General features: G+C 42.5%; 19 protein-coding genes. 13 read left to right on the forward strand and 6 right to left on the reverse strand.

Annotated elements, in window-relative coordinates; translation table 11 throughout:
* Positions 1 to 7: 7 nt before the first annotated feature.
* Positions 8 to 2,515, reverse strand: a complete 2,508-nt coding sequence (locus CKO50_RS10170; protein ID WP_095728062.1) for an EAL domain-containing protein — start codon at positions 2,513 to 2,515, stop codon at positions 8 to 10.
* 320 nt (positions 2,516 to 2,835) lie between these two features.
* On the opposite strand from CKO50_RS10170, the gene queA reads away from it, so the two are divergent.
* The 8 genes from queA to CKO50_RS10210 all read left to right on the forward strand — a co-directional run bounded on the left by queA (position 2,836) and on the right by CKO50_RS10210 (position 11,869).
* Positions 2,836 to 3,873 (forward strand): tRNA preQ1(34) S-adenosylmethionine ribosyltransferase-isomerase QueA, encoded by a 1,038-nt coding sequence (gene queA, locus CKO50_RS10175; RefSeq protein WP_095728063.1) that lies wholly within the window; start codon positions 2,836 to 2,838, stop codon positions 3,871 to 3,873.
* Between the two features lie 214 nt (positions 3,874 to 4,087).
* Positions 4,088 to 5,227, forward strand: a complete 1,140-nt coding sequence (gene tgt, locus CKO50_RS10180) for a tRNA guanosine(34) transglycosylase Tgt (RefSeq protein WP_010374167.1) — start codon at positions 4,088 to 4,090, stop codon at positions 5,225 to 5,227.
* 20 nt (positions 5,228 to 5,247) lie between these two features.
* Positions 5,248 to 5,586 (forward strand): preprotein translocase subunit YajC, encoded by a 339-nt coding sequence (gene yajC, locus CKO50_RS10185; protein ID WP_010374166.1) that lies wholly within the window; start codon positions 5,248 to 5,250, stop codon positions 5,584 to 5,586.
* 24 nt (positions 5,587 to 5,610) lie between these two features.
* Positions 5,611 to 7,470: a protein translocase subunit SecD gene (gene secD / locus CKO50_RS10190; RefSeq protein ID WP_095728064.1), complete on the forward strand. Its 1,860-nt coding sequence runs from the start codon at positions 5,611 to 5,613 to the stop codon at positions 7,468 to 7,470.
* A gap of 9 nt (positions 7,471 to 7,479) precedes the next feature.
* Positions 7,480 to 8,424: a protein translocase subunit SecF gene (gene secF, locus CKO50_RS10195; RefSeq protein WP_095728065.1), complete on the forward strand. Its 945-nt coding sequence runs from the start codon at positions 7,480 to 7,482 to the stop codon at positions 8,422 to 8,424.
* A gap of 132 nt (positions 8,425 to 8,556) precedes the next feature.
* Positions 8,557 to 9,084 (forward strand): hypothetical protein, encoded by a 528-nt coding sequence (locus CKO50_RS10200; protein WP_095728066.1) that lies wholly within the window; start codon positions 8,557 to 8,559, stop codon positions 9,082 to 9,084.
* 112 nt (positions 9,085 to 9,196) lie between these two features.
* Complete coding sequence (locus CKO50_RS10205) at positions 9,197 to 10,978, forward strand: bifunctional diguanylate cyclase/phosphodiesterase (RefSeq protein ID WP_095728067.1); 1,782 nt, start codon at positions 9,197 to 9,199, stop codon at positions 10,976 to 10,978.
* A gap of 87 nt (positions 10,979 to 11,065) precedes the next feature.
* Positions 11,066 to 11,869, forward strand: coding sequence for an ABC transporter substrate-binding protein (locus CKO50_RS10210; protein WP_095728068.1), 804 nt, complete (start codon positions 11,066 to 11,068; stop codon positions 11,867 to 11,869).
* A 632-nt stretch (positions 11,870 to 12,501) separates the two neighbouring features.
* On the opposite strand, the gene CKO50_RS24590 is transcribed toward CKO50_RS10210, so the two are convergent.
* From CKO50_RS24590 to CKO50_RS10230, 4 genes are all read right to left on the reverse strand, one after another.
* Complete coding sequence (locus tag CKO50_RS24590) at positions 12,502 to 12,624, reverse strand: hypothetical protein (protein ID WP_255229515.1); 123 nt, start codon at positions 12,622 to 12,624, stop codon at positions 12,502 to 12,504.
* A gap of 251 nt (positions 12,625 to 12,875) precedes the next feature.
* The gene (locus CKO50_RS10220; protein WP_095728069.1) at positions 12,876 to 14,507 is read right to left on the reverse strand and encodes a methyl-accepting chemotaxis protein; all 1,632 of its coding nucleotides are present in this window, start codon (positions 14,505 to 14,507) and stop codon (positions 12,876 to 12,878) included.
* 126 nt (positions 14,508 to 14,633) lie between these two features.
* Positions 14,634 to 15,344 carry a 16S rRNA pseudouridine(516) synthase RsuA gene (gene rsuA, locus CKO50_RS10225; RefSeq protein ID WP_176474642.1) on the reverse strand — a complete coding sequence of 237 codons (711 nt, stop codon included), beginning with the start codon at positions 15,342 to 15,344 and terminating at the stop codon, positions 14,634 to 14,636.
* Positions 15,345 to 15,367: 23 nt separating this feature from the next.
* Positions 15,368 to 15,697 (reverse strand): 5-carboxymethyl-2-hydroxymuconate Delta-isomerase, encoded by a 330-nt coding sequence (locus tag CKO50_RS10230; protein WP_095728071.1) that lies wholly within the window; start codon positions 15,695 to 15,697, stop codon positions 15,368 to 15,370.
* An 81-nt stretch (positions 15,698 to 15,778) separates the two neighbouring features.
* On the opposite strand from CKO50_RS10230, the gene CKO50_RS10235 reads away from it, so the two are divergent.
* The 5 genes from CKO50_RS10235 (at position 15,779) to CKO50_RS10255 (ending at position 20,340) form a co-directional block, all read left to right on the forward strand.
* Complete coding sequence (locus CKO50_RS10235) at positions 15,779 to 16,570, forward strand: hypothetical protein (RefSeq protein ID WP_095728072.1); 792 nt, start codon at positions 15,779 to 15,781, stop codon at positions 16,568 to 16,570.
* Entirely contained in the window at positions 16,554 to 17,177 is a 624-nt protein-coding gene (locus CKO50_RS10240) for a LysE family translocator (RefSeq protein ID WP_095728073.1), read from the forward strand. The genes CKO50_RS10235 and CKO50_RS10240 overlap by 17 nt, the downstream gene beginning before the upstream one ends.
* Entirely contained in the window at positions 17,177 to 17,707 is a 531-nt protein-coding gene (locus tag CKO50_RS10245; protein ID WP_095728074.1) for a gamma-glutamylcyclotransferase family protein, read from the forward strand. Before CKO50_RS10240 ends, CKO50_RS10245 begins: the two co-directional genes overlap by 1 nt.
* Before the next feature lie 45 nt (positions 17,708 to 17,752).
* On the forward strand, positions 17,753 to 19,315 hold the full coding sequence (locus CKO50_RS10250; RefSeq protein ID WP_095728075.1) for a serine hydrolase: 1,563 nt from the start codon (positions 17,753 to 17,755) through the stop codon (positions 19,313 to 19,315).
* A gap of 104 nt (positions 19,316 to 19,419) precedes the next feature.
* Positions 19,420 to 20,340 (forward strand): histone deacetylase family protein, encoded by a 921-nt coding sequence (locus tag CKO50_RS10255; RefSeq protein ID WP_095728076.1) that lies wholly within the window; start codon positions 19,420 to 19,422, stop codon positions 20,338 to 20,340.
* Here the strand turns inward: CKO50_RS10255 and CKO50_RS10260 are convergent.
* A complete protein-coding gene (locus CKO50_RS10260; RefSeq protein ID WP_095728077.1) occupies positions 20,337 to 20,636 on the reverse strand; it encodes a DUF4144 family protein in 300 nt (99 codons plus the stop codon). The genes CKO50_RS10255 and CKO50_RS10260 overlap by 4 nt on opposite strands.
* Positions 20,637 to 20,661: the final 25 nt, after the last annotated feature.

Genomic DNA, 20,661 nt, shown 5'->3' on the forward strand with positions numbered 1-20,661 from the left:
AATGTTACTACGCTGTTTTTAGAGATAAAATAGTTTTTGCACTGCTCGCTAGTTGTTCAATAGGAAGTGGTCTCGAGATAAAGTAACCCTGTCCATAGTCCACACCTATCTCCTTAAGCTGTTGAAATATATCTTTGTTTTCGACATATTCGGCAACTGAACACTTATCTAACGAGTGACTAATATCGTTGACGGCTTTGACCAGCGCCAGATCAATTGGGTCATTGAGCATGTCTCGAACAAAGGAACCATCTATCTTAACATGCTGCGCGGGTAGCTGTTTTAGGTAGCTAAAAGTGCTGAAGCCTGTCCCGAAATCATCAATAGCGAAATGGCAACCAAGATCGTTCAGATTTTTTATCATCGTTTGAGTTGCGTTAAGATTGTTAATACTGGCAGACTCAGTGATCTCAAAAATAATGCGATTAGCTGAAACTTGATGTTCTTTTAAGCAGGCTTGAATGTGGGGCTGCAGTCGCTCATCTAAAAATGAATGTGCGGATAAGTTAATTGCCACTTGGCTCAGGATCTCATATTCAGCTAGTGCTTTAATGGCTGTTCTGATCACACACTGATCCATCAAAAATGTATCATTAAGTAGCTCTAATGCAGGAATAAACTGATTTGGGTAAATAGTCTCACCGTTGATCTTTAATCTAAGCAGTGCTTCGTAATAGGCTATTTGTTGTTTTTTGAAATCCCAGATCGGTTGATAGTGGAGTTCTATGCTGTCGTTCTGAAGCGCTTGCCTAACACTATGTCCCCATTCTAATCCGGTTTGCAGAGTCTGGTTTTGTTCATCTTCTTTGTTATAACAATGAACCAAGTTGCGGCCGAGATTCTTGGCAATATAAAGGGCTATGTCTGCTTGTTTCAAACACTCACTGGGATCCGCATTTTCATTGGTGATTTGCGTTAATCCGATAGAGCAACTGAGAGAGTATGCATTATCTTCAAAGTGAAATTTATGTTCTTCGATGGCCATGCAAATGCTTTCAGCGCACATATGAGCATCAAGTAGATTGGTGTGCTTAAGCAGTACAGCAAATTCGTCTCCACCAATACGGAAGGTGAGATGCTCTTCACCTATTTTGTCGCCAAACAACTCAGATACTTCTTTGAGTACGATATCTCCTTGCTGATGGCCTTTACTGTCATTGATGATCTTAAAGTGATCTAAGTCGATATAAATTAGTGCATGTTCTATCTCTTGTGCAGATTTTACTTCATTGCACAGCTGATTTAATTGCTGGTCAAAATAGTAGCGATTGTGTAAACCAGTAAGCGTATCATGCAGTGCTAAATGTCTGAGTTGCAGCTCAGCTTGCTTGCGTTCGTGAATATTATCGAGTGTTGCAGTTATTGCGACCGAACTTGAGGTATTTTTGATAAGTTGCAGGCGACACTCAACCCATACTAGATGTCCAGCTTTATGGCAGAGTTGTAGCTCTACTTGTGCATGTTGCCTTACCCCACTTTGAATTTCTCGAATGACTTTGTTAAAAGTTGCAAGTTCATCTTTGGCAATATAGTTGCTGAGTTGGGTATTGAGGCTTGACTTGATACCAAAGCCTGAGAGGTATTCCCATGCTGGGTTTATAAAGCGGATCGCGCCTTCCAAATCTAATTCGACGACTACTGTTCTCAGATGCAGTAAGATCCGTTGGTGCGCAGAAAATAAATCTTTATAGCGATTTTCACTGCGACTGAGTTGTTCGACTTTATTAGCAAACTCAGCATAGCTCACCATAAAATCTTCTCGCCGCGCCGCATGGTCGCATACTTTACTTAAAAATGGCATATCGTATGGTGCTCGAACAAAGTCGGTAACACCTAACAATAATAGTTGTTCGGCATGGTCGGCATCGCGTTTGTCAATAATGGTTACAATGGCTTGGCTTGGACGATGTTTGAGAATACTCTCGACTAAGCTTTCTGCGGAACCTGACAAATTAGACGTAGTGTCCATTAAAACAATGGCGTAGTGATCTTGTAAAAATAGTGATAAAGCGCTGGCCGCAGAGCTTACATGTGTGCAAACGAAGTTGTGCGATAAGTGCTCACATATTTTTTGCGCACGTTGTTGGTTGGGCTCTAACAACAGCAAGTTGAGGCGGCTGCTTTTATCTAAATGTGTTGACAACACATTGGCCAGAATTTGCGGCAACATGTCTTGACGCTCAAGTGGCAGCACGGCATCAATACTGTAGCTACGAGCTGTAGTTTCGGCTATTCGTTCACAATAAGTGGGTGGAATAAGTACGATTGGTGTGTTTTTGGGCGTTGCCAGCAGACCTGAGCGGATCATGCGCGAGAATCGCCAGCCGTCAATTTTGCCAACATCCAAGCCGGTGATCACTAAATCTACAGCCTGAGTCTTTAGTAAGCTTAGGGCATCTTGGGAGTCAGACTTGGCAATGATAGTAAAGACATCTAATGCACTAAGAGTTTTAGTCAAGGTTTGACGCTCGTGAGCACTGGCGTTAACAATGAGCAACGTTAGTTGTCTAGACACAATAAAAAAACCTCACCAGATACTGCGACACAATCATTGGGCTTGTCTTAAAGTTAGCAAATCGTACTTAATCACTGTTTGATAATAATCAAACAGTGACACGAACTTTGCTCGGAAATCATAGCCGATAGCGATAAGTTATTGTTTAAACGTAAAGAATAAAGAACGCACTAAACAAAGGCGCACACCGGACAAAATTTTACATGGTGATTACCGTTTTAGACTCGCTAGGTTAAAGGTATTTACGCAAGGTTACAAGCACTTGATTTCGCCAAAACACCGCACTAGACTTGGCGCACTTTTAGAAATGAGGCCTTTCCATGCGCGTAGCAGACTTTAGTTTTGATCTTCCTGATGAGTTGATTGCCAGACACCCAATGAAGGAACGCTCTAGCAGTCGTCTTCTTACCTTAAATGGCAATAGTGGTGAAATAGAACACAAAGTATTTAGAGATATTTTGGCACTCATTAATCCAGAAGACTTAATTATCTTTAATAACACTAAAGTTATTCCTGCTCGTATGTTTGGTCAAAAAGCCAGTGGTGGAAAACTAGAAGTACTGGTTGAGCGCGTTGTAGATGAGCGGACTGTGCTTGCTCACGTGAGAGCGAGCAAGTCGCCAAAACCTGGTACTAAAATTGAGCTTGAAGGCCAAGCAACCGTAGAAATGGTTCAGCGCCACGGTGAATTATTTGAGTTGAGATTCGAGGGCGAAGAAAATGTATTGGCTATTTTAGATAAAATTGGCCATATGCCTTTACCTCCTTATATCGACAGACCGGATGATGAAGAAGATAAAGAGCGTTATCAGACTGTGTATGGTGAGAAACCTGGCGCAGTCGCCGCACCTACCGCTGGACTGCACTTTGATGATGAATTGATGGCCAAGCTAAAAGACAAAGGTGTTGAGATGGCCTTTGTTACTTTGCATGTGGGCGCGGGTACGTTCCAGCCGGTGCGAGTCGACTCGGTGGAAGAGCATGTTATGCACTCAGAATATATCGAAGTCTCAGCAGAAGTCGTGGAGGCGATTAAAGCGGCAAAAGCCAGAGGTGGACGCGTGATCGCAGTAGGTACTACGTCAGTACGCTCACTTGAATCTGCGGCTAAAGCAAACGGTGGTGAAATTGCACCACTATACGGAGATACCGATATTTTTATTTATCCGGGTTATCGTTTTAACGTGGTAGATGCAATGGTGACCAACTTTCACTTACCAGAGTCAACGTTAATCATGTTAGTGAGTGCGTTTGCAGGGCAACAGCATATTATGAAGGCTTACCAAACCGCCATTGAACAGAAATACCGCTTCTTTAGTTACGGTGATGCGATGTTCTTGCAAAAGCAAGATAAGTAACTCACGCCATACAACTATTAAAATGCCCAGTGTTACTGGGCATTTTGCGTTTTATAGCTGTAAAGTTGCAAGCTCGATATGGACTTTGTGTTTTTTATCCCAATATTAGAATTGCGCTGGTAATCTTGGTAGAATCGAAAGATCACTGCCCTAAGCATTGGCTTAGCACGTTTTTTAGTCAAGGTTGGACTGTTTTTCCGACAACGAGGTAACAATGAAATTTGAATTAGATAGCAAACAGGGTAAGGCTCGCCGAGGTCGCTTGATTTTTGACCGTGGTGTGGTAGAAACGCCTGCATTTATGCCTGTTGGTACTTACGGCACAGTAAAAGGCATGACCCCTGATGAGCTCAAAGAAACGGGCGCACATATCTGTTTAGGAAATACCTTCCACTTGATGCTAAGACCTGGCACTGAGATCATCAAGCAGCACGGAGATCTGCACGACTTTATGAACTGGGATAAACCGATTTTGACTGATTCAGGCGGTTTCCAAGTATTTAGTCTTGGTGCGATGCGTAAAATTTCGGAAGAAGGTGTGTTGTTCAAGTCACCAGTTAATGGTGAGAAAATCATGTTGTCTCCAGAGAAAGCAATGGAAGTACAGCGCGACTTAGGGTCAGATATCGTCATGATTTTTGACGAATGTACGCCGTATCCAGCGACAGAAAAAGAAGCAAAAGACTCGATGGAACTAAGCTTACGTTGGGCTAAGCGCTCTAAAGATGCACATGCCGATAACCCTTCTGCACTATTTGGTATTATTCAGGGTGGTATGTACCCAGAGCTTCGTGCCGAGTCGCAAAAGGGCTTAGAAGAGATTGGCTTTGACGGTTATGCGCTTGGTGGTTTGTCGGTTGGTGAGCCAAAAGAAGACATGATCAATATTCTTGACCAATGTGCCTATAAAATGCCAGAAAATAAGCCACGCTATTTAATGGGCGTTGGTAAGCCAGAAGATTTAGTTGAAGCGGTGCGTCGTGGTATCGACATGTTTGACTGTGTAATGCCAACGCGTAACGCTCGTAATGGTCATTTGTTTGTAACCGGTGGCGTGGTGAAAATCCGCAATGCGGCACACAAAACAGATACCAGTCCGCTAGATGCGGAGTGTGATTGTCACACTTGTAAGAATTACTCTCGAGCGTACTTACATCACCTAGATAAGTGTAATGAAATTCTAGGCGCTCGACTCAATACCATCCATAACTTACGTTATTACCAACGTTTGATGGAAGGAATGAGAAACGCATTATCTGAAGGTACATTTGATGAATTTGTCGAAGACTTTTATGCGCGCCGTGGCATTGCGGTGCCAGAGTTGGCTGACGTTGGTTTGACAGAAAATAATTAATTTATAAACGAGGAAGTGAAATGAGCTTTTTTATCTCAAACGCGCACGCTAGTACTGCTGCGGCAGCACCAGCTGGTGGTGGCATGGAAATGCTAATCATGTTGGGTATTTTTGGTCTGGTATTTTATTTTTTAATTTACCGTCCGCAAGCCAAGCGTGTTAAAGAACACAAAGACCTAATGGGTGCATTAGGCAAGGGTGATGAAGTACTAACTCAAGGTGGACTTGTGGGTAAAATCACAAAAGTTGCTGATGATAAAGACTTTGTTGTAATTGCACTAAACGATCAAACTGAAGTGACAGTGCAAAAGTCAGCGGTTTCAGCTGTGTTACCTAAAGGTACAATGAAATCTCTATAAGAATAACAATAAAGGGATAGCCCAGTGTTAAACAAGTATCCAATGTGGAAGTACTTACTTGTTCTCGCTGTGTTAGCTATCGGTATTCTTTATGCCACACCAAACTTGTATGGTCGCGATCCGGCCATACAAGTATCTGGCACAAAAGGTGCTGATGCGACGCTCAGTGTATTAGATCAAGTTAACGAAACCCTACAAAAGAACAACCTTGCCGTAAAATCTTCTGTGTTAGAAGACGGTCAAATCCTTGTTCGCTTCAAAAATGTTGAAGATCAGCTTAAAGCACAAGATATTTTGCGTAATAGCTTAAGTGATGATTACATTTCAGCAATCAATATGTCTCCGGCACAACCTGAGTGGTTAAAAGACTTAGGTGCAAACCCAATGAAGCTTGGTCTAGATTTAAGTGGTGGTGTTCACTTCACAATGGAAGTGGATATGGTCACGGCGATGGACAATGCCCTTGAGCAAATGGAGCAAGATTTCAAGAGTGATTTACGTGATGAGAAATTGCGTTATCGTGCTGTTCGTCGTGTTTCTAATAGTGAACGTGTACAAGTAACGATGCGTTCGGAAGAGGACAAAGACGCGGCAATGAGCTTCTTGAGAAAACGTTACCCAGGTAACGACTTTATCAATGATAGCAGCGATAGCCTTGCTTTCTTCTCAAGCCTTAGCGACCTTAAATATAAAGAGCTGCGCGAATACGCTATCAAGCAAAACGAAACTATTATTCGTAATCGTATTAACCAACTGGGTGTTGCTGAACCAAATGTTCAACGTCAAGGTGGTGAGCGCATAATTGTTCAACTTCCAGGTGTTCAGGACACAGCTCGCGCGAAAGAAATTCTCGGTGCCACGGCGACGCTTGAGTTCCGTGAAGTAGACGAAAATGCCGACGTGCGTGCAGCAGCACAAGGTCGTATTCCTCCTGGCACAGAAGTGATCCCGCATAAAGATGGTTATCCTGTCGTGCTTAAAAAGCGCGTTATTCTTGAAGGTACGCATATCACAGGTGCGCAATCTGGTATGGATGAATATCAGCGCCCTCAGGTGAATATCAAGCTTGATAGCAAAGGTGGGGCAAAAATGAATGCCTTTACCAAACGTGCTATCGGCAAACGTATGGCAACGGTTTTCATCGAGTACAAACCATCAGGCAAGAAAGATGAAAACGGCAAAGCGTTACCACCAATCAAAGTGGAAGAAGTGATTAACGTTGCAACGATTCAAGCGCGTTTAAATAGCTCTTTCCGTATTACCGGTATTGATAGCCCAGCAGAAGCACATAACCTAAGCTTGTTACTACGTGCAGGTGCACTGGTTGCGCCAATTCAAATCGTTGAAGAACGTACTGTAGGTCCAAGTCTTGGTCAGGAAAATATCGAAGCTGGTATGACTGCGGTTGTCCTTGGTTTTGCTTTTGTTCTTGCCTTTATGCTGCTGTACTACAAAGGCTTTGGTCTGGTAGCAAACTTAGCGCTTGCGGCTAACCTCATCATGATTGTGGGTGTGATGTCGATGATCCCAGGCGCGACGCTGACGCTGCCAGGTATTGCCGGTATCGTATTAACCGTTGGTATGGCCGTTGATGCTAACGTACTTATCTTTGAGCGTATTCGGGAAGAAATAGCGGAAGGCCGCAGTCCACAGCAAGCCGTTCACCATGGTTACGATAGTGCATTTAGTACGATTTTTGATGCAAATATCACCACTTTAATTGCAGCAGTGATCCTATTCTCTGTCGGTACAGGCCCAATTGCTGGCTTCGCGGTAACCTTAGCTATCGGTATCATTACTTCGATGTTTACAGCGATCGTTGGTACGCGTGCGGTTATTAATGCCATCATCGGTGGCAGACGTATCACTAAGTTATCAATCTAGGAGACGGACATGCAATTATTAAACTTAAAAGGCACTATCCGTTTTATGTCGGCAAGAAAGCTTTCCATGGCTTTTTCGGCATTGTTGATCTTGGCTTCAATCGGCTCGTTTATGGTGAAAGGACTAAACTTTGGCTTGGACTTTACCGGTGGTACGGCAGTTGAAGTTGGATTTTCACAGCCAGCAGACTTAGCAAAGGTACGTAGTGTATTAGCCGAAAACGGTTTTGCCGATGCCTCGGTGCAACTCTTTGGTTCAAGCCAAGAAGTACTAGTACGACTTGCACCACGCGGAGACGACGTGAAAGCAGAAGTATTGGGTAACCAGCTGATTGCAGCACTTAAGCAAGCGGATGAAAGTGTGGTTATGCGCCGTATTGAATTCGTAGGTCCAAGTGTTGGTGAAGATCTCAAAGAGCAGGGTGGCTTGGCGATGCTAACCGCGCTTATCTGTATCTTGATTTACGTTGCTTTTCGTTTTGAGTGGCGCTTTGCAGTAGGTGCCGTATTTGCACTTTTCCACGATGTTGTACTGACAATGGGTCTGTTCTCAATCCTAGGTCTGGAATTTGACTTAACGATTTTAGCGGCAATATTGGCGGTAATAGGTTACTCACTCAACGATACTATCGTTGTGTCTGACCGTATTCGTGAAAACTTCCGTAAAGTACGCATTGACGATACCTTAGAAATCATCAACATTTCACTGACACAAACACTTAATCGTACATTAGTGACCTCAATCACGACTATCCTTGTATTGATTGCGTTATTCGTATGGGGCGGTCAAACTATTCATGGTTTTGCGACAGCTCTATTGTTCGGTGTATTTATCGGTACCTATTCTTCTGTATATGTTGCGAGTTCAGTTGCTGTGGCAATGGGTGTTAGCAAAGAAGATTTGATCCCGGTAGAAGTTGAAAAAGAAGGTGCAGACCTAGACGCTATGCCTTAATCACAGACATTGTTGTGATAATCGAAAGCGGCTTCTTGGCCGCTTTTTTGTTGCTTGTAAAATGTCACTTTATTGTTTCTAAAAAATGACAGTAGTATATAATGATAATCGTTATCAATAAAGGAGATACTTATGTACAAACTTGTGATGGCGGTTGGCGCATTAACATTAATGACCGCATGTTCTAAGCAACCAGAGCTTGAACAACAAACCGAATCTGTAACCACAGAAGCAACATCATCTTTAGCACAATATAAAGCGCAAGCCGAGACTTTACTTGCGGATATTCGTATAGAAAAGGATGCTGCAGCACTTGAAGCCCAATCCGCCGAGCTTGTGACTCTCTCTAGAACTTTACTAAATGAGTTTGTGGCTAAGTATCCTCAGTGTCAGACTTATCTAGATGCCTTGGATAAAGCCGCCGATATCATTCCTACCTTACCACTTGAAGAGATTGAAACGGGCTATCACGCAGATGGCAAATTACCCAAGTTTGATGATCCAGTTTGCTACCATGCAAAAGATTTATTAGTGCATCCAGCAACTGTTCAAGCGATTGCGATGAAAGGGTTTAGTGGCGCTGATGACTATCAGAGTGCAGAGATGGAAATTGTGGAAGTGATAGCACACTTTGATCAGGTAGAGAAAGCGTTGAAGTAAGCGGTTGAAAATCATTCAATTGCAAATTGGGTACATTTCACCCGATTGACATATATCTGTCATACTCTGTTGCTACCGTGCGCGATTATACTTTTACAGTGAGTTTAATGCTGTGGATCCTTCGCGCACGTTAGTACTTAATACAATAATAAAAGAAAAAGCAGTATTTACTCTGTTTCAGCCAATCTACGATCTTGCGAAACGCCAAATTTTAGGGTTTGAAGCATTAAGTCGTGGCATGTCCGGTTCATTGTTGGAGTCTCCAGACAAGCTTTTTGCGATTGCGAGTAAGCAGGAGCGTTTGTCAGAGCTGGAGATTATCTGTCGTGAAGCCGCTATTAAGCAGTTTGTCTCACTCAACCTTCCTGGTAAGCTATTTTTAAACGTTAGTCCAAAAGCGTTACTCGATCCGAGCCACCCAAAGGGCGAAACCAGACATCTCACTGAGGTGTATGGGCTCGATCCCAAGCGTGTCGTCATTGAAGTGACTGAGCAAGACAAAGTAGATGACGCGAATCTGCTACTAACTACAATTACGCATTATCGAGAACTTGGATTTCAAATTGCGATTGATGATTTAGGAGCAGGTTATTCTGGCCTCAAAAAGTGGTCGGAGTTATGCCCTGATTATGTCAAAGTCGACAGATATTTTATCGACCATTGTGACCAAAGTGTGGTGAAACGGGAGTTTTTAAAGTCCATTATCGAGCTTGCTAAAGCCACCAGTACTGAGGTTATAGCTGAAGGAATTGAGCGGATGGAGGAGCTAAAGCTGATAGAGCAGCTTGGCATTGTAAACGCTCAAGGTTTTCTACTCGCGAAGCCAACTCGAAAGCCACCGACAGAGCTGGCTTTGTTAAAATCTCTTCACTCAGAAGTTCGATCCAATTTTAATCAATTTGAACAATCAATGGCAATTGGTTGGCTTGCCAAAGAGGCCAATGCTATCCATGAATGTACGCAATGTATAGATGCTCATAGGTTGTTTGAACAAGACCGTAAGCTTACCAGCCTTGCAGTGGTTAATGATGCTAGGGAGCCTGTGGGGCTACTACACAGAGATCAACTAACAGAGGTCTTCGCTGCGCCATATGGTCATGCACTTTTTGATAAGAAGTCAGTCACTAAATTGATGGACAAGCAGCCGTTAGTAGTGGATGAGCAGCAAGAGCTTGATACGGTGAGTAAGCAAATAACCGATCACGAATTTGATATTCGACGTCATATCATTATTACAAGAAATGGTCGTTATCTTGGCTTAGCGCCCTTAAGAGACATACTCAAGCACATCACAGAAGAAAAAATTCGTCACGCCCAACATGCCAATCCATTAACCATGTTGCCGGGCAATGTCGCGATAAATGAGGCAATAGAGCAAAGGTTACGTTCACATCATGACTTTTCTCTTGCATATATCGACCTTAATCATTTTAAACAGTTTAATGATTTATATGGATATGCCAGTGGCGATAGCGTGATTAAGCTACTTGCGGAGGTGACGGGTGATGTATGTGCACAGAGTTCAAGCTTTGTTGGGCATATCGGGGGGGACGACTTTATGGTGGTGTTCGATAATAATGATGCAGAAGCCTTGTGCCATGAGATCATCACTCAGTTTGAGCTTAAATCAAAAGCTTTTTTTACTCCTGAGCATGTTAGTGCTGGCGGTTACTGGGCAACAAATCGTGAAGGGCAAAAGCAATTTGTACCTTTACTCACTTTATCGATTGGTTTAGTGAGACCTGATTTACAACACTGCATTAATTCACATCAAGTCGCAGCTTTAGCAACAGATGCTAAGAAAGAAGCCAAGCGCTATCGTAATAGCTATTTATTTGTATGTAACCGTCGTAAGCCTACGGTATCGACTGTACGACTGGAAAATGCAGGTTGACTATATTTTTAATTGCGCAATAGTAATAGCAATCCGTAAAAGTACTCTTGATTGTAGTATTGTTTCCCCCTAAAAGAGGGTTGTGCGATGAAGTTAAAGTTGGGTGTAATTATCTCTGCTCTGGTGTTTCAAAGCGCTTGTATAGCGACGCAACTCCCCGAGTTAATCTATGTCGCGAAAGAAGCGCGAACCTTGTACGATCGCGATCTTTATCTTTACGAATTACTGGAAAAGGCGCTGGCGGCTGTTAAGTACTCAGCTCAAATTGAACATATCAAAATTCACCCTCATCAACAGCGCACGTTGATGGCACTAAGCCGGGGCAAGGTGGATTTACATTGGTCTATGACCAGCCCTGCTCGTGAGCAAATTGCTATTCCTATAAAGGTCCCATTGTATGATGGACTTATTGGTAAACGTGTGCTGATTGTTCATAAAGATATTTATCCAGCCATAAAAGCAGTTCGGTCACTTAACGAATTAAAGCGTTTTACCGCGGTACAAGGGCACGATTGGCCTGACACCAAAATTCTTAGTTATAACGGTCTGAAGGTCAGGCCTATTTCCGATTATCAAACCATGTTTAATTTAATCGCGGATAAAAAAGCGGATTATTTTCCACGCTCGGTGATTGAGGCAAATTCAGAATTGATCGCACAAAATAACGAAAACCTCATGATCGTACCTGATTTTCACCTTGAGTATTCAACCGCTTTTTACTTTTTTGTGAATAAAGACAAGCCAAAACTTGCTTATGCACTCGAGGAGGGGCTTGCTAAGCTTAAAGAGTCTGGTGAATTAAAACGATTAAAACAAAAATATCGTTTAGTGTTACCGCCCGAAGGTGAAGGCATCAAATTGAATAACCCTTACTTTGCAAAAAACTACTAGCGTTTCTTGCGCAAGCTTGGGAGTGCATAATCGTACTCTTCTTTGTATGTTAGGGCTGTTAAAGCTATCATAATTCCACATTTTGCTGAGTACAGAATGTATCCTGCAATATCGGAAGAGTAGAAAAAGAACGTCACATCATAGCCTTTACCATTTCTTAGGTAATTTTCGACAATAGTAGCGAATGTGAACAAAGCTCCTAAGATAGCCAACCATGGAAATATATTATCCGCAAAGGTGTATTTAATTTTATATCTTGGAAAAAGTTTTTTGGTTAATTCTGTCCGGTAAGTGAGTGGGGCGAGCACTATTAACTCGATAATTAGGTGAATGCCAAAAATCAAACTATTCTGGAATAATCTATTCTCAGGGGAAGATGATAGGCTAATTAATCCAGTTGAAAACACGAGTGTTTCAAGAACAAAGGGAGTCAGGCATAAGATGCACAGAATACATATGTTCACATCCTTCAGTCGTAATCCCACACCAAAACAGAGAGATATAAGTGCCGTGTACGTCAGAAAAAAGTGAAAATTAACATCGTGTATAATGAAGACTCCTACTACAACTAAGACATATGGTAGTAGTAAGTCTCCGAGTGCGAATTTTCTTTCCATAACTAACAATGATCTTTAATTGGCTTTGCTAGATTTGGTCTTTGCATTAGCTTCAGCACTGTTAGCTGCTGGTTCATCTGGCATCCAAATACCACCACCAGAAACTTTTTTACATTCTTTCAAATTTAGTTTTTGCATTATCATAGTCCTTATTAAGTTTGCTTGATTTCTACGCAATCAAGCATTCAAACTTTAGGTTGCATATATTATTGCAATTATAACAAACAAAGAAGTCTCTTGAGACTACTAAAACTGAAACTCTCTGTGGGTACAAACTTAACACCAAATAAACACAAGGTGAATGAAAAATTAAAGAAATTTTTCAATTAACAGTTTATATAAATTTACACTTGGCTAATTCTATGAAAAATAAGAATAAAGTTGACTTATTACACTTTGAATTTGGCCATCTCAATCTCTAGATTTCCAGATAAAGATTTAATTGTATCAGTCGCTTTATGTGCTTTTTCAGACACACTTGCAGTCTGTGAAGCCGTGTCAGAGATAACAACGACACGTTTGGCTGTATCTTCTCCTGCATCCAACTGTTCTTTGGCCGCTTGAGCTATTTGATGACTCATCTGCGATATAGATTTTAAAGAATCGGCGACTTGTACAAGCGCTTGAGATGCCTTAGATGACATACTCACCGTCTTTTCACTTGTGGCAATACTCAAACTTACCGAAGCCTTCGCATCTTGAGTCGCACTTTGCAGCTTAGTGATCATGGTACGGATCTCTTCTGTACTGGTTTGAGTGCGCTGAGCAAGCTGTCTGACCTCGTCCGCTACGACAGCAAAGCCTCGTCCTTGCTCTCCAGCTCGTGCTGCTTCTATCGCAGCATTGAGTGCCAGTAAATTGGTTTGCTCGGCGATAGATTGGATAACGGTAAGTACATTGGCGATATTAGATACTTCTTCATCTAGCACTTGAATGTTATTACCTGCGCTGTCAATTTGTTGCTCTAATAATGCAATTTCAGTCGCGGCCTGTGCTGTTAGTTTGTCGGCTGCATTACCTTGCTTTTCAGCTTCTTGAACTGACTCTGCAGCTTGCTCAGCATGTTCGACAACGGTTTGTGCTGATGCTGTGAGCTCGGTAATTGCTGAGGCTACCATGTGAGTTTCGGCATTTAAGCTGCGAGTTAAATTTTCCAGCTCTACTGAACGTACCTCGCTGTCTGATGTTTGGTTTTGTAGCGCCTTGGTTGCTTCCTTAAGTCCTTCAACTACACCTCTAAGTCCGCCTTGCATATAAGCCATGGCGGCGAGAATACTATAATCTTGGCAGTCAGCAGTATTGATTGGTGTAGTCAGATTTCCTCGTGAAACATGTTTTACTATTTCGAGTACATCATTGATTTCGGCACCTAGTTTATTGTTGAGTGACAGTCCAAATCGCGCAAGTGCGGTGGTTAATGCAACGGCAACTGCTAAAGAAAGTGCGACTAGCCAAATTGCGGTGTCCCAATAACGATCGTTTACTTCTTTATAGCTAATACCTGTGCCGACATACCAGCCAAACCCTGGTGTCTTTTGTACCACTGAAGTCAGGTCAACAACTTCTCCATCTCGTAATGAGGTCCAATTATAGGTAATGATCCGATCAAACTGGTTACCAACTAAACGCTTCACCATGCTGCCTATGCTTTTGCCATCGGCATCTTCAAAGTCATTAAAGCTGGTGTTATGTAGTTGGGGGTCATGAGGTGTTGCTACGAAGTCCATTTTGTCATTAACAACATACACATACTCAGAGTCATGGTATTTATTTTCTCTTAAAACCTGAATTGCCATCTCTTTTGCTTGTTGCTCCGTCAGTTTTCCTTGCTCTGTAAAGCGCTCAAACTGTTTAACAATATTAACGGTACTTTTCATTAATTGGTTGATACGCGCAATATTATCGCTTTCACTGGCATGGCGTAGAGCTTGAAGGCCTACAAAGGCAACGGCAAGTAATGAAACAAATATTGCGGCGGCAAAGGTAATTATTTTTGCTTTTAATGTGAAACTAGAAAACACAGGATCGCCCCCTAAAAATACTCTCAATACATGATTTAGCATGTTTAGGGGGAGTTTGTAAGTAGGTTAATGTTCTAAGGAGGCGATTTTGAGATGATATTTACTCATACAACCTAAGGGAGAAGACTAATTTGCATTAATTATGCTTATTTCTTCATCAGTTAATGGGCGATATTCCCCCTCAGCAAGGGCCGGATCAAGCTCGATCCCTGCAATATTTTCTCTATGAAGTTCAACTACTTGGTTGCCAACTGCGGCAAGCATGCGTTTTACTTGATGATATTTTCCTTCGCAAATGGATAAGCGTAGTGCAAATTTATCAATAAGCTCTGCTTTCGCTGGCAGGGTTGCTTGTTTTTCACCATGTAGCTCAACGCCTTGTTCAAGCTGAGTTAACGCTTCTTTAGTGAGCTCGTCGCGGCTTTCTAGTACATAGGTTTTAAACTTTTGCTTCTTCGGCGAGGTGATTTGATGAGACCAATCTCCATCGTTAGTGAGCAGTACCAAACCCGTTGTATCGATGTCCAGCCGACCTGCAACATGAAAATCTTTTAAGTTAGGTTCTTCGATTAACTCGAATACTGTAGGGTGTAATTCATCACTATTTGCACACACATAACCTTGTGGTTTGTTTAGCATATAGTAGCGTAAACCCAAATACTCTAGGTGTTTGCCATCGAAAGTAATATGGTCTGCTGGGGTGACTTGGATATCACCTTTTTTGACGACATTGCCATTGACGGTAACGAGACCTTTTTTAATATTAATTTTGACCTTGCTGCGCGGCATCTCTGCAACGTGGCTCAAAAATTTCTCCAATCTACATGGAAATTTCATAGCTAAATAACTCGAATAATAAATTAGTTTTTGCGGTAAATATCGGATAATAAATCATAGCAATGGACACTGAGAGCAAAATGTTCCCCGACCTTTGCGAGCAAAAGTTTCAGAGTACCTTCCGTGAGCATTTGTTTTTGCTCTAATGTTCTACCAGCCATCATATGGATCTGCAGGTGAATAAATCCTTGTTTGCCGTCACCTAACTGAAAATGCTCAAAAGCAACAGCACGGGTTTTGACGGAAGTTGGATCAAACAAGCCACTTGCACAGGCAAATTGCTGCACCTGTGATACCAACGCCTCGGTTTCAATTGGCAAATTAGCTGAGTGTTCGAGAATAAAGTGTGGCATGTGAAACTCCATGTTTTTGCATTAGGCTCAGAGTTTATGCTATTTATCAGGGGTTATTCCAGAAAAGAGTGAATTATTAGTATGCTGTCCTTATTTAAAGTCTCACCTTTGCTTAGTGATGAAGAAACCCAATGGTTAATTGACACCTTTGTCTGGGCATTTGAGCACTTTGATGGCGAGTACTTTTTAAATGAAACGCAGATCGTTACTCCGACTCCCAGTTGTTTTCCTGAGCCGGTATCCAGTATTGAAGAGATGGCGGAAGTCGTTTTCTCCCGAGTAAAATCCTATGCGGGGTTACAACAGTGGCCAATCACTTTGGTTGCGCCTGAACGCATGCTTGCGTCGACCAGCATGACTAAGTTAAACATTGCAGGGCGTTGGCGCGGTGAGCAAGCGGTTATCGCTGAAGCGGCTGCGCCTATTTTGATTTCTTATAATCCTAATCAAATAAATCAGCCTCAAGATCTGATCGCCAGTTATGCTGGTGTTATGGCAAAAGTTTTAATTTTACAGCGTGGCGTGTTACCTCCAGGTGGGGAAGCGCAATTAGACGCAGCTTGTGATGTGCTGGCGAGCTTTTTTGGCTTTGGGATCATGGTGTCTAATACCGTATATCACTTTAGGGGAGGATGTGGTTCTTGCTACAACCAATATGCTAACCGAAAAGCAGCACTGACGGAGCAGCAAAGTGTTTTTGTGCATGCCTTAGTATGTCATTTTAAAGGGGGGAAAGATGGTCATAAGCATCTTAAGTCACATCTTGTGAGTCAGTATAAAAAGGCGAAAAAGCAAATTAATACCTTAATGGATAACTCAGAGCGGGGTGATTTACTGGCCTTACAGGAGCATGCACATGCTCGCTTATCTTGATGAGTTTATTTTAATTGCGCTGGCACATTTTTTTGCTGTCGCTAGTCCCGGTCCTGATTTTGCGATAGTGCTTAAACAAAGTGTACAGCAGGGTCGATCAAACGCCCTTTGGACAAGTTTTGGCGTTGGTCTTGGTATTTTAGTACATGTCAGTTATTGCTTATTGGGAGTTGCGTTACTGCTATCTCAATCTGAAAGCTTGTTCACAGCAGTAAAATATATAGCCGCGCTTTACCTCGCTTACCTTGGTGTCCAAGCATTGCGATATGCAAAACCCAATTCAGAGCAAGAAAATATCACTGAACACGCTGTTACTGAGTCTAATTGGACTGCGTTAAAACGAGGCTTTTTAGTCAATGCCTTAAATCCCAAAGCAACGCTGTTTTTCTTATCGCTTTTTACCTTAGTGATTGAGCCAACCACACCAAGCGGTGTGCAGTTGTTTTACGGTGTTTATATGGCATTGGCTACGTGGGCTTGGTTTTCGTTTTTATCTTTAGTTTTATCAAAAACAACGGTAAGACATTTTTTTCGTCGTGCAGGACATTGGTTTGATCGCGGGATCGGTGTGATCATGTTACTGCTTGCAGTAAGATTGGTGATCTAATGTGTGACAAAAACATTATTAACTTTAGCTTTGGTTCAAATATGTCGACCGCACGTTTGCTTGCTCGTTTACCACAAGCGAAGCTACTTGGAGTGGGGAAATTGCATGGCTATCGGCTGACTTTTGATATGTTGAGCACCGATGGTTCAGCCAAGTGCAGTATTACGCCGAGTACTGAAGCAAATAGCCATGTTTATGGCGTTTTGTATGCGTTGGATGAGCAAGAAAAAGCGCGTTTGGATGACATTGAAGGGGATCGCTATAGCTGTCATTGTTTGCCTGTTGAAAGGCAAAGTGGCGGTATCGTGGACGCCTGGTGCTATATTGCTAACACCTTTGTGGAACAACAATTACCTTTCGATTGGTACGTACATCATGTGTTGGCCGGGGCAAAGGAGCATCGGTTTCCAACCAGCTATTTACAGGCAATTTCGACACAGCCACACGTTACAGATAATGATAATGACAGACAACAACAAGAATTAGCCATCTACCACTGTGATGCTGTGAAGCTAAATCTCAAAGCTTGACTGGTAACATCATGATTGGTTGTGGCAAAAAACCAAGGAAAAATAATGAAAATAAAACAATGGCTATTAACCTCAGGCCTAGTTGCTGCAAGTTTTCTTAGTGCACAGGCAAGCGCGGCAGTAAACCAACAGGATGTTGAAACTGCGGTAAAAAGCGCGATGGCAAAGTTTAATATTCCAGGTTTGGCAATTGGTATCGTAGAAGATGGCAAGATTGTGATGACCAAGGGCTTCGGGGTGACGCATTTAAATAAGCCTGCTAAGGTCAATGCGGATACCTTGTTTGGTATTGCATCCAATACCAAAGCATTCACGGCAGCAGCGCTGGCGATGTTGATAGATCAAGGCAAGCTGAGTTGGGATGACAAAGTCATCAAACATATTCCAGAATTTAAGCTTTACGATAGTTATGTTACTCAAGAGATGACTATCCGCGATTTATTAAGTCATCGAAGTGGATTGGGTCTTGGGGCGGGCGATCTTATGATCTGGCCTGATACTGATAAAACCATGTCTGAATTGCTTGCAGGTATTTCACACCTCAAACCGGATTCAAGTTTCCGCAGTCATTACGCTTATAACAATTTGATGTTTGTTGTTGCAGGAGAAATCGTAAGTCGAATCAGTGGTAAAGATTGGCGCGATTTTGTTGAACAGGAAATGTTTACCAAGTTAGATATGGATGACTCAAAGGCTGGATTCTCTCGGATCCCAGCTAACAATAGTAATTGGGCGACTGGCCATATTCCGATGGATGGCAAACTTACGCCTTTCTTTGTTAACTACTTGGAAGATTTCCGTGGTGCTGGTGCCATTGCGTCTAACGTGGATGACATGACTAAGTGGCTACAAACCCAGCTTGAGGGTGGTCGCTTACCTTCTGGCGAGCAGCTATTTAGCCAAGAGCAACAAGTGCAAATGTGGCATCCACACATTACGCGTATTCCCGCAACAAAAGCCGAAGAAGTATACCACCAGCAGTTTAGAGGGTACGGCCTTGGCTGGGCGGTAGAGGACTACTTTGGTTATAAAAAGGTAGGTCACGGCGGCGGGATTTTAGGTATGGTGTCGCAAGTTGCGATGATCCCAGAGAAAAAATTGGGTGTGGTGGTCTTATCAAACCAACAAAAATACCCCGCACTTTCCGCGATTATCAATGAGGTGTTTGAAGATGCGCTTGGCCTAGAAGATAAAGACTGGGTGCAGATCATCGCCGATGATTACTTTAAGGCGCAACAAGATAAATACGCCAAAGCTGGGATAATCGAAGTTGCAAAACCACAGCCTGCTTTACCATTAAACAACTACACGGGAACACTAAATAGCGCTTGGTATGGCGATGTGATAGTGGAAAAGCTCGGTAAGGAACTGCGCATTGATTTTACGCACACGAAGCGCTTAAAAGGGAAACTTGAGCACCTAACCGGTAACACCTTTGTGGTACGGTGGGATGAGCCATTACTTGAAGCAGATGCTTACATCAATTTTGTGATGGATAAATCACAACGGGTTGAGTCTGCTGCGATGGAATTTGTTAATCCGGAAATAACCGACTTTAGTTTCGATTTCCATAACTTGGATTTAAAGGCGAAAGAAATCCAGCATTAGGATATACCAAAGTATCAAAGCCACAATTATGTGGCTTTGATATAGTGAAAGGATAGCTACTTAAATCAACCACGTCGCAAACTAACATAGGATGTATATTCGTTATGCGTACTGCAATTATTACTCATCCATATTGCCGCAAGCATAAAATGACCGAGGAACATCCTGAGTGTCCTGCGAGGTTAGATGCGATATCAGATAGGTTGCTAGCGTCTGGCCTTGATATCGCCATTGAACACAAAACGGCGCTGAAAGCCGATACGTCACACTATGCATTGGTTCATGATCAAGCCATGATCAAAGAAGTAATGGATAAAGTCCCTAATGAAGGGTTAACCGAGTTAGACGGCGACACTTGGCTGTGTCCTGATTCTATGAAAGCGATTGAACGCGCTGTCGGCGCAGGAATACTCGCGGTGGACGAAATAGTTGCAGGTAAACTTGACGCTGCATTTTGTTCTGTGAGGCCTCCAGGGCACCACGCCAATCAAAGCACTTCATCGGGATTTTGTGTCTTTAATAATGTTGCCATTGCTGCCGCTTATGCCAAGACAAAGGGTGTAGATCGAGTGGCTATATTGGACATCGATGTACATCATGGTAATGGCACGCAAGATATTTTCAAAGACGATCATAGCGTATTACTTTGCTCTTTATTCCAACACCCTTTTTATCCAAATACCGCGATTGAGAATCATCAAACGCTAATCAATTCCCCGTTGAGTGCAGGAGCGGATGGCACAGACTTAAAAGCCTTGGTGGAGCAACAATGGTTGCCTAAGCTGCGATCATTTAAACCTCAGCTCATTTTTATCAGTGCAGGGTTTGATGGTCATTTAGAAGATGATATGGGCGGACTCAAGTTTGTTGAACAAGATTATCAATGGTTTACTGAGCAAGTAGTCGAGTTTGCAAACTCATCGGACTGTTTGGGGATTATTTCCTACTTAGAAGGGGGCTATGATCTTTCTTCTTTAGGCCGCAGCGCCGTGACACATATCAAAGCGCTGGTTGAAGCCGGTTAGCTTAGACTTAATAAATCAAAAGCCTGCTGAGTATTGCTCAGTTGGATTTTGCTGACGCAACACTGGCCTTCGTCAACGAGATATTGTTGCACTAATTCGGTTAAATATTTCAAATCAATACCTTGTACGGGCGCACCTTGTGCGTTGCTGCAGCAATCGTTTGGGTATACTAGAATTAACCGTTTGAGTGACGCATCATCGAGCAGATGCGTTGCATCTCTAAGTGCTTTTTCATCTTCAATAAACTCTATACTTTGGTCTAATACCAACAATAAAGGATAGCTTTTTATCGCCATAATTTGTTCTTGGTCAAGTTATCAT

Origin of the sequence: Pseudoalteromonas sp. HM-SA03, assembly GCF_002289345.1 — a bacterium.
In the GTDB taxonomy this organism is placed as follows: Bacteria; Pseudomonadota; Gammaproteobacteria; order Enterobacterales; family Alteromonadaceae; genus Pseudoalteromonas.

Excerpts from the sequence above, each read along its gene's own strand:
- CKO50_RS10255 (WP_095728076.1), top strand. The coding sequence starts at position 19,420 with ATGCGTACTGCAATTATTACTCATCCATATTGCCGCAAGCATAAAATG.
- CKO50_RS10235 (WP_095728072.1), top strand. The coding sequence starts at position 15,779 with ATGCTGTCCTTATTTAAAGTCTCACCTTTGCTTAGTGATGAAGAAACC.
- CKO50_RS10210 (WP_095728068.1), top strand. The coding sequence starts at position 11,066 with ATGAAGTTAAAGTTGGGTGTAATTATCTCTGCTCTGGTGTTTCAAAGC.
- CKO50_RS10240 (WP_095728073.1), top strand. The coding sequence starts at position 16,554 with ATGCTCGCTTATCTTGATGAGTTTATTTTAATTGCGCTGGCACATTTT.
- CKO50_RS10200 (WP_095728066.1), top strand. The coding sequence starts at position 8,557 with ATGTACAAACTTGTGATGGCGGTTGGCGCATTAACATTAATGACCGCA.
- CKO50_RS24590 (WP_255229515.1), bottom strand. The coding sequence starts at position 12,624 with ATGCAAAAACTAAATTTGAAAGAATGTAAAAAAGTTTCTGGTGGTGGT.
- yajC (WP_010374166.1), top strand. The coding sequence starts at position 5,248 with ATGAGCTTTTTTATCTCAAACGCGCACGCTAGTACTGCTGCGGCAGCA.
- tgt (WP_010374167.1), top strand. The coding sequence starts at position 4,088 with ATGAAATTTGAATTAGATAGCAAACAGGGTAAGGCTCGCCGAGGTCGC.
- CKO50_RS10250 (WP_095728075.1), top strand. The coding sequence starts at position 17,753 with ATGAAAATAAAACAATGGCTATTAACCTCAGGCCTAGTTGCTGCAAGT.
- rsuA (WP_176474642.1), bottom strand. The coding sequence starts at position 15,344 with ATGAAATTTCCATGTAGATTGGAGAAATTTTTGAGCCACGTTGCAGAG.
- CKO50_RS10245 (WP_095728074.1), top strand. The coding sequence starts at position 17,177 with ATGTGTGACAAAAACATTATTAACTTTAGCTTTGGTTCAAATATGTCG.
- queA (WP_095728063.1), top strand. The coding sequence starts at position 2,836 with ATGCGCGTAGCAGACTTTAGTTTTGATCTTCCTGATGAGTTGATTGCC.
- secF (WP_095728065.1), top strand. The coding sequence starts at position 7,480 with ATGCAATTATTAAACTTAAAAGGCACTATCCGTTTTATGTCGGCAAGA.
- CKO50_RS10230 (WP_095728071.1), bottom strand. The coding sequence starts at position 15,697 with ATGCCACACTTTATTCTCGAACACTCAGCTAATTTGCCAATTGAAACC.
- CKO50_RS10260 (WP_095728077.1), bottom strand. The coding sequence starts at position 20,636 with ATGGCGATAAAAAGCTATCCTTTATTGTTGGTATTAGACCAAAGTATA.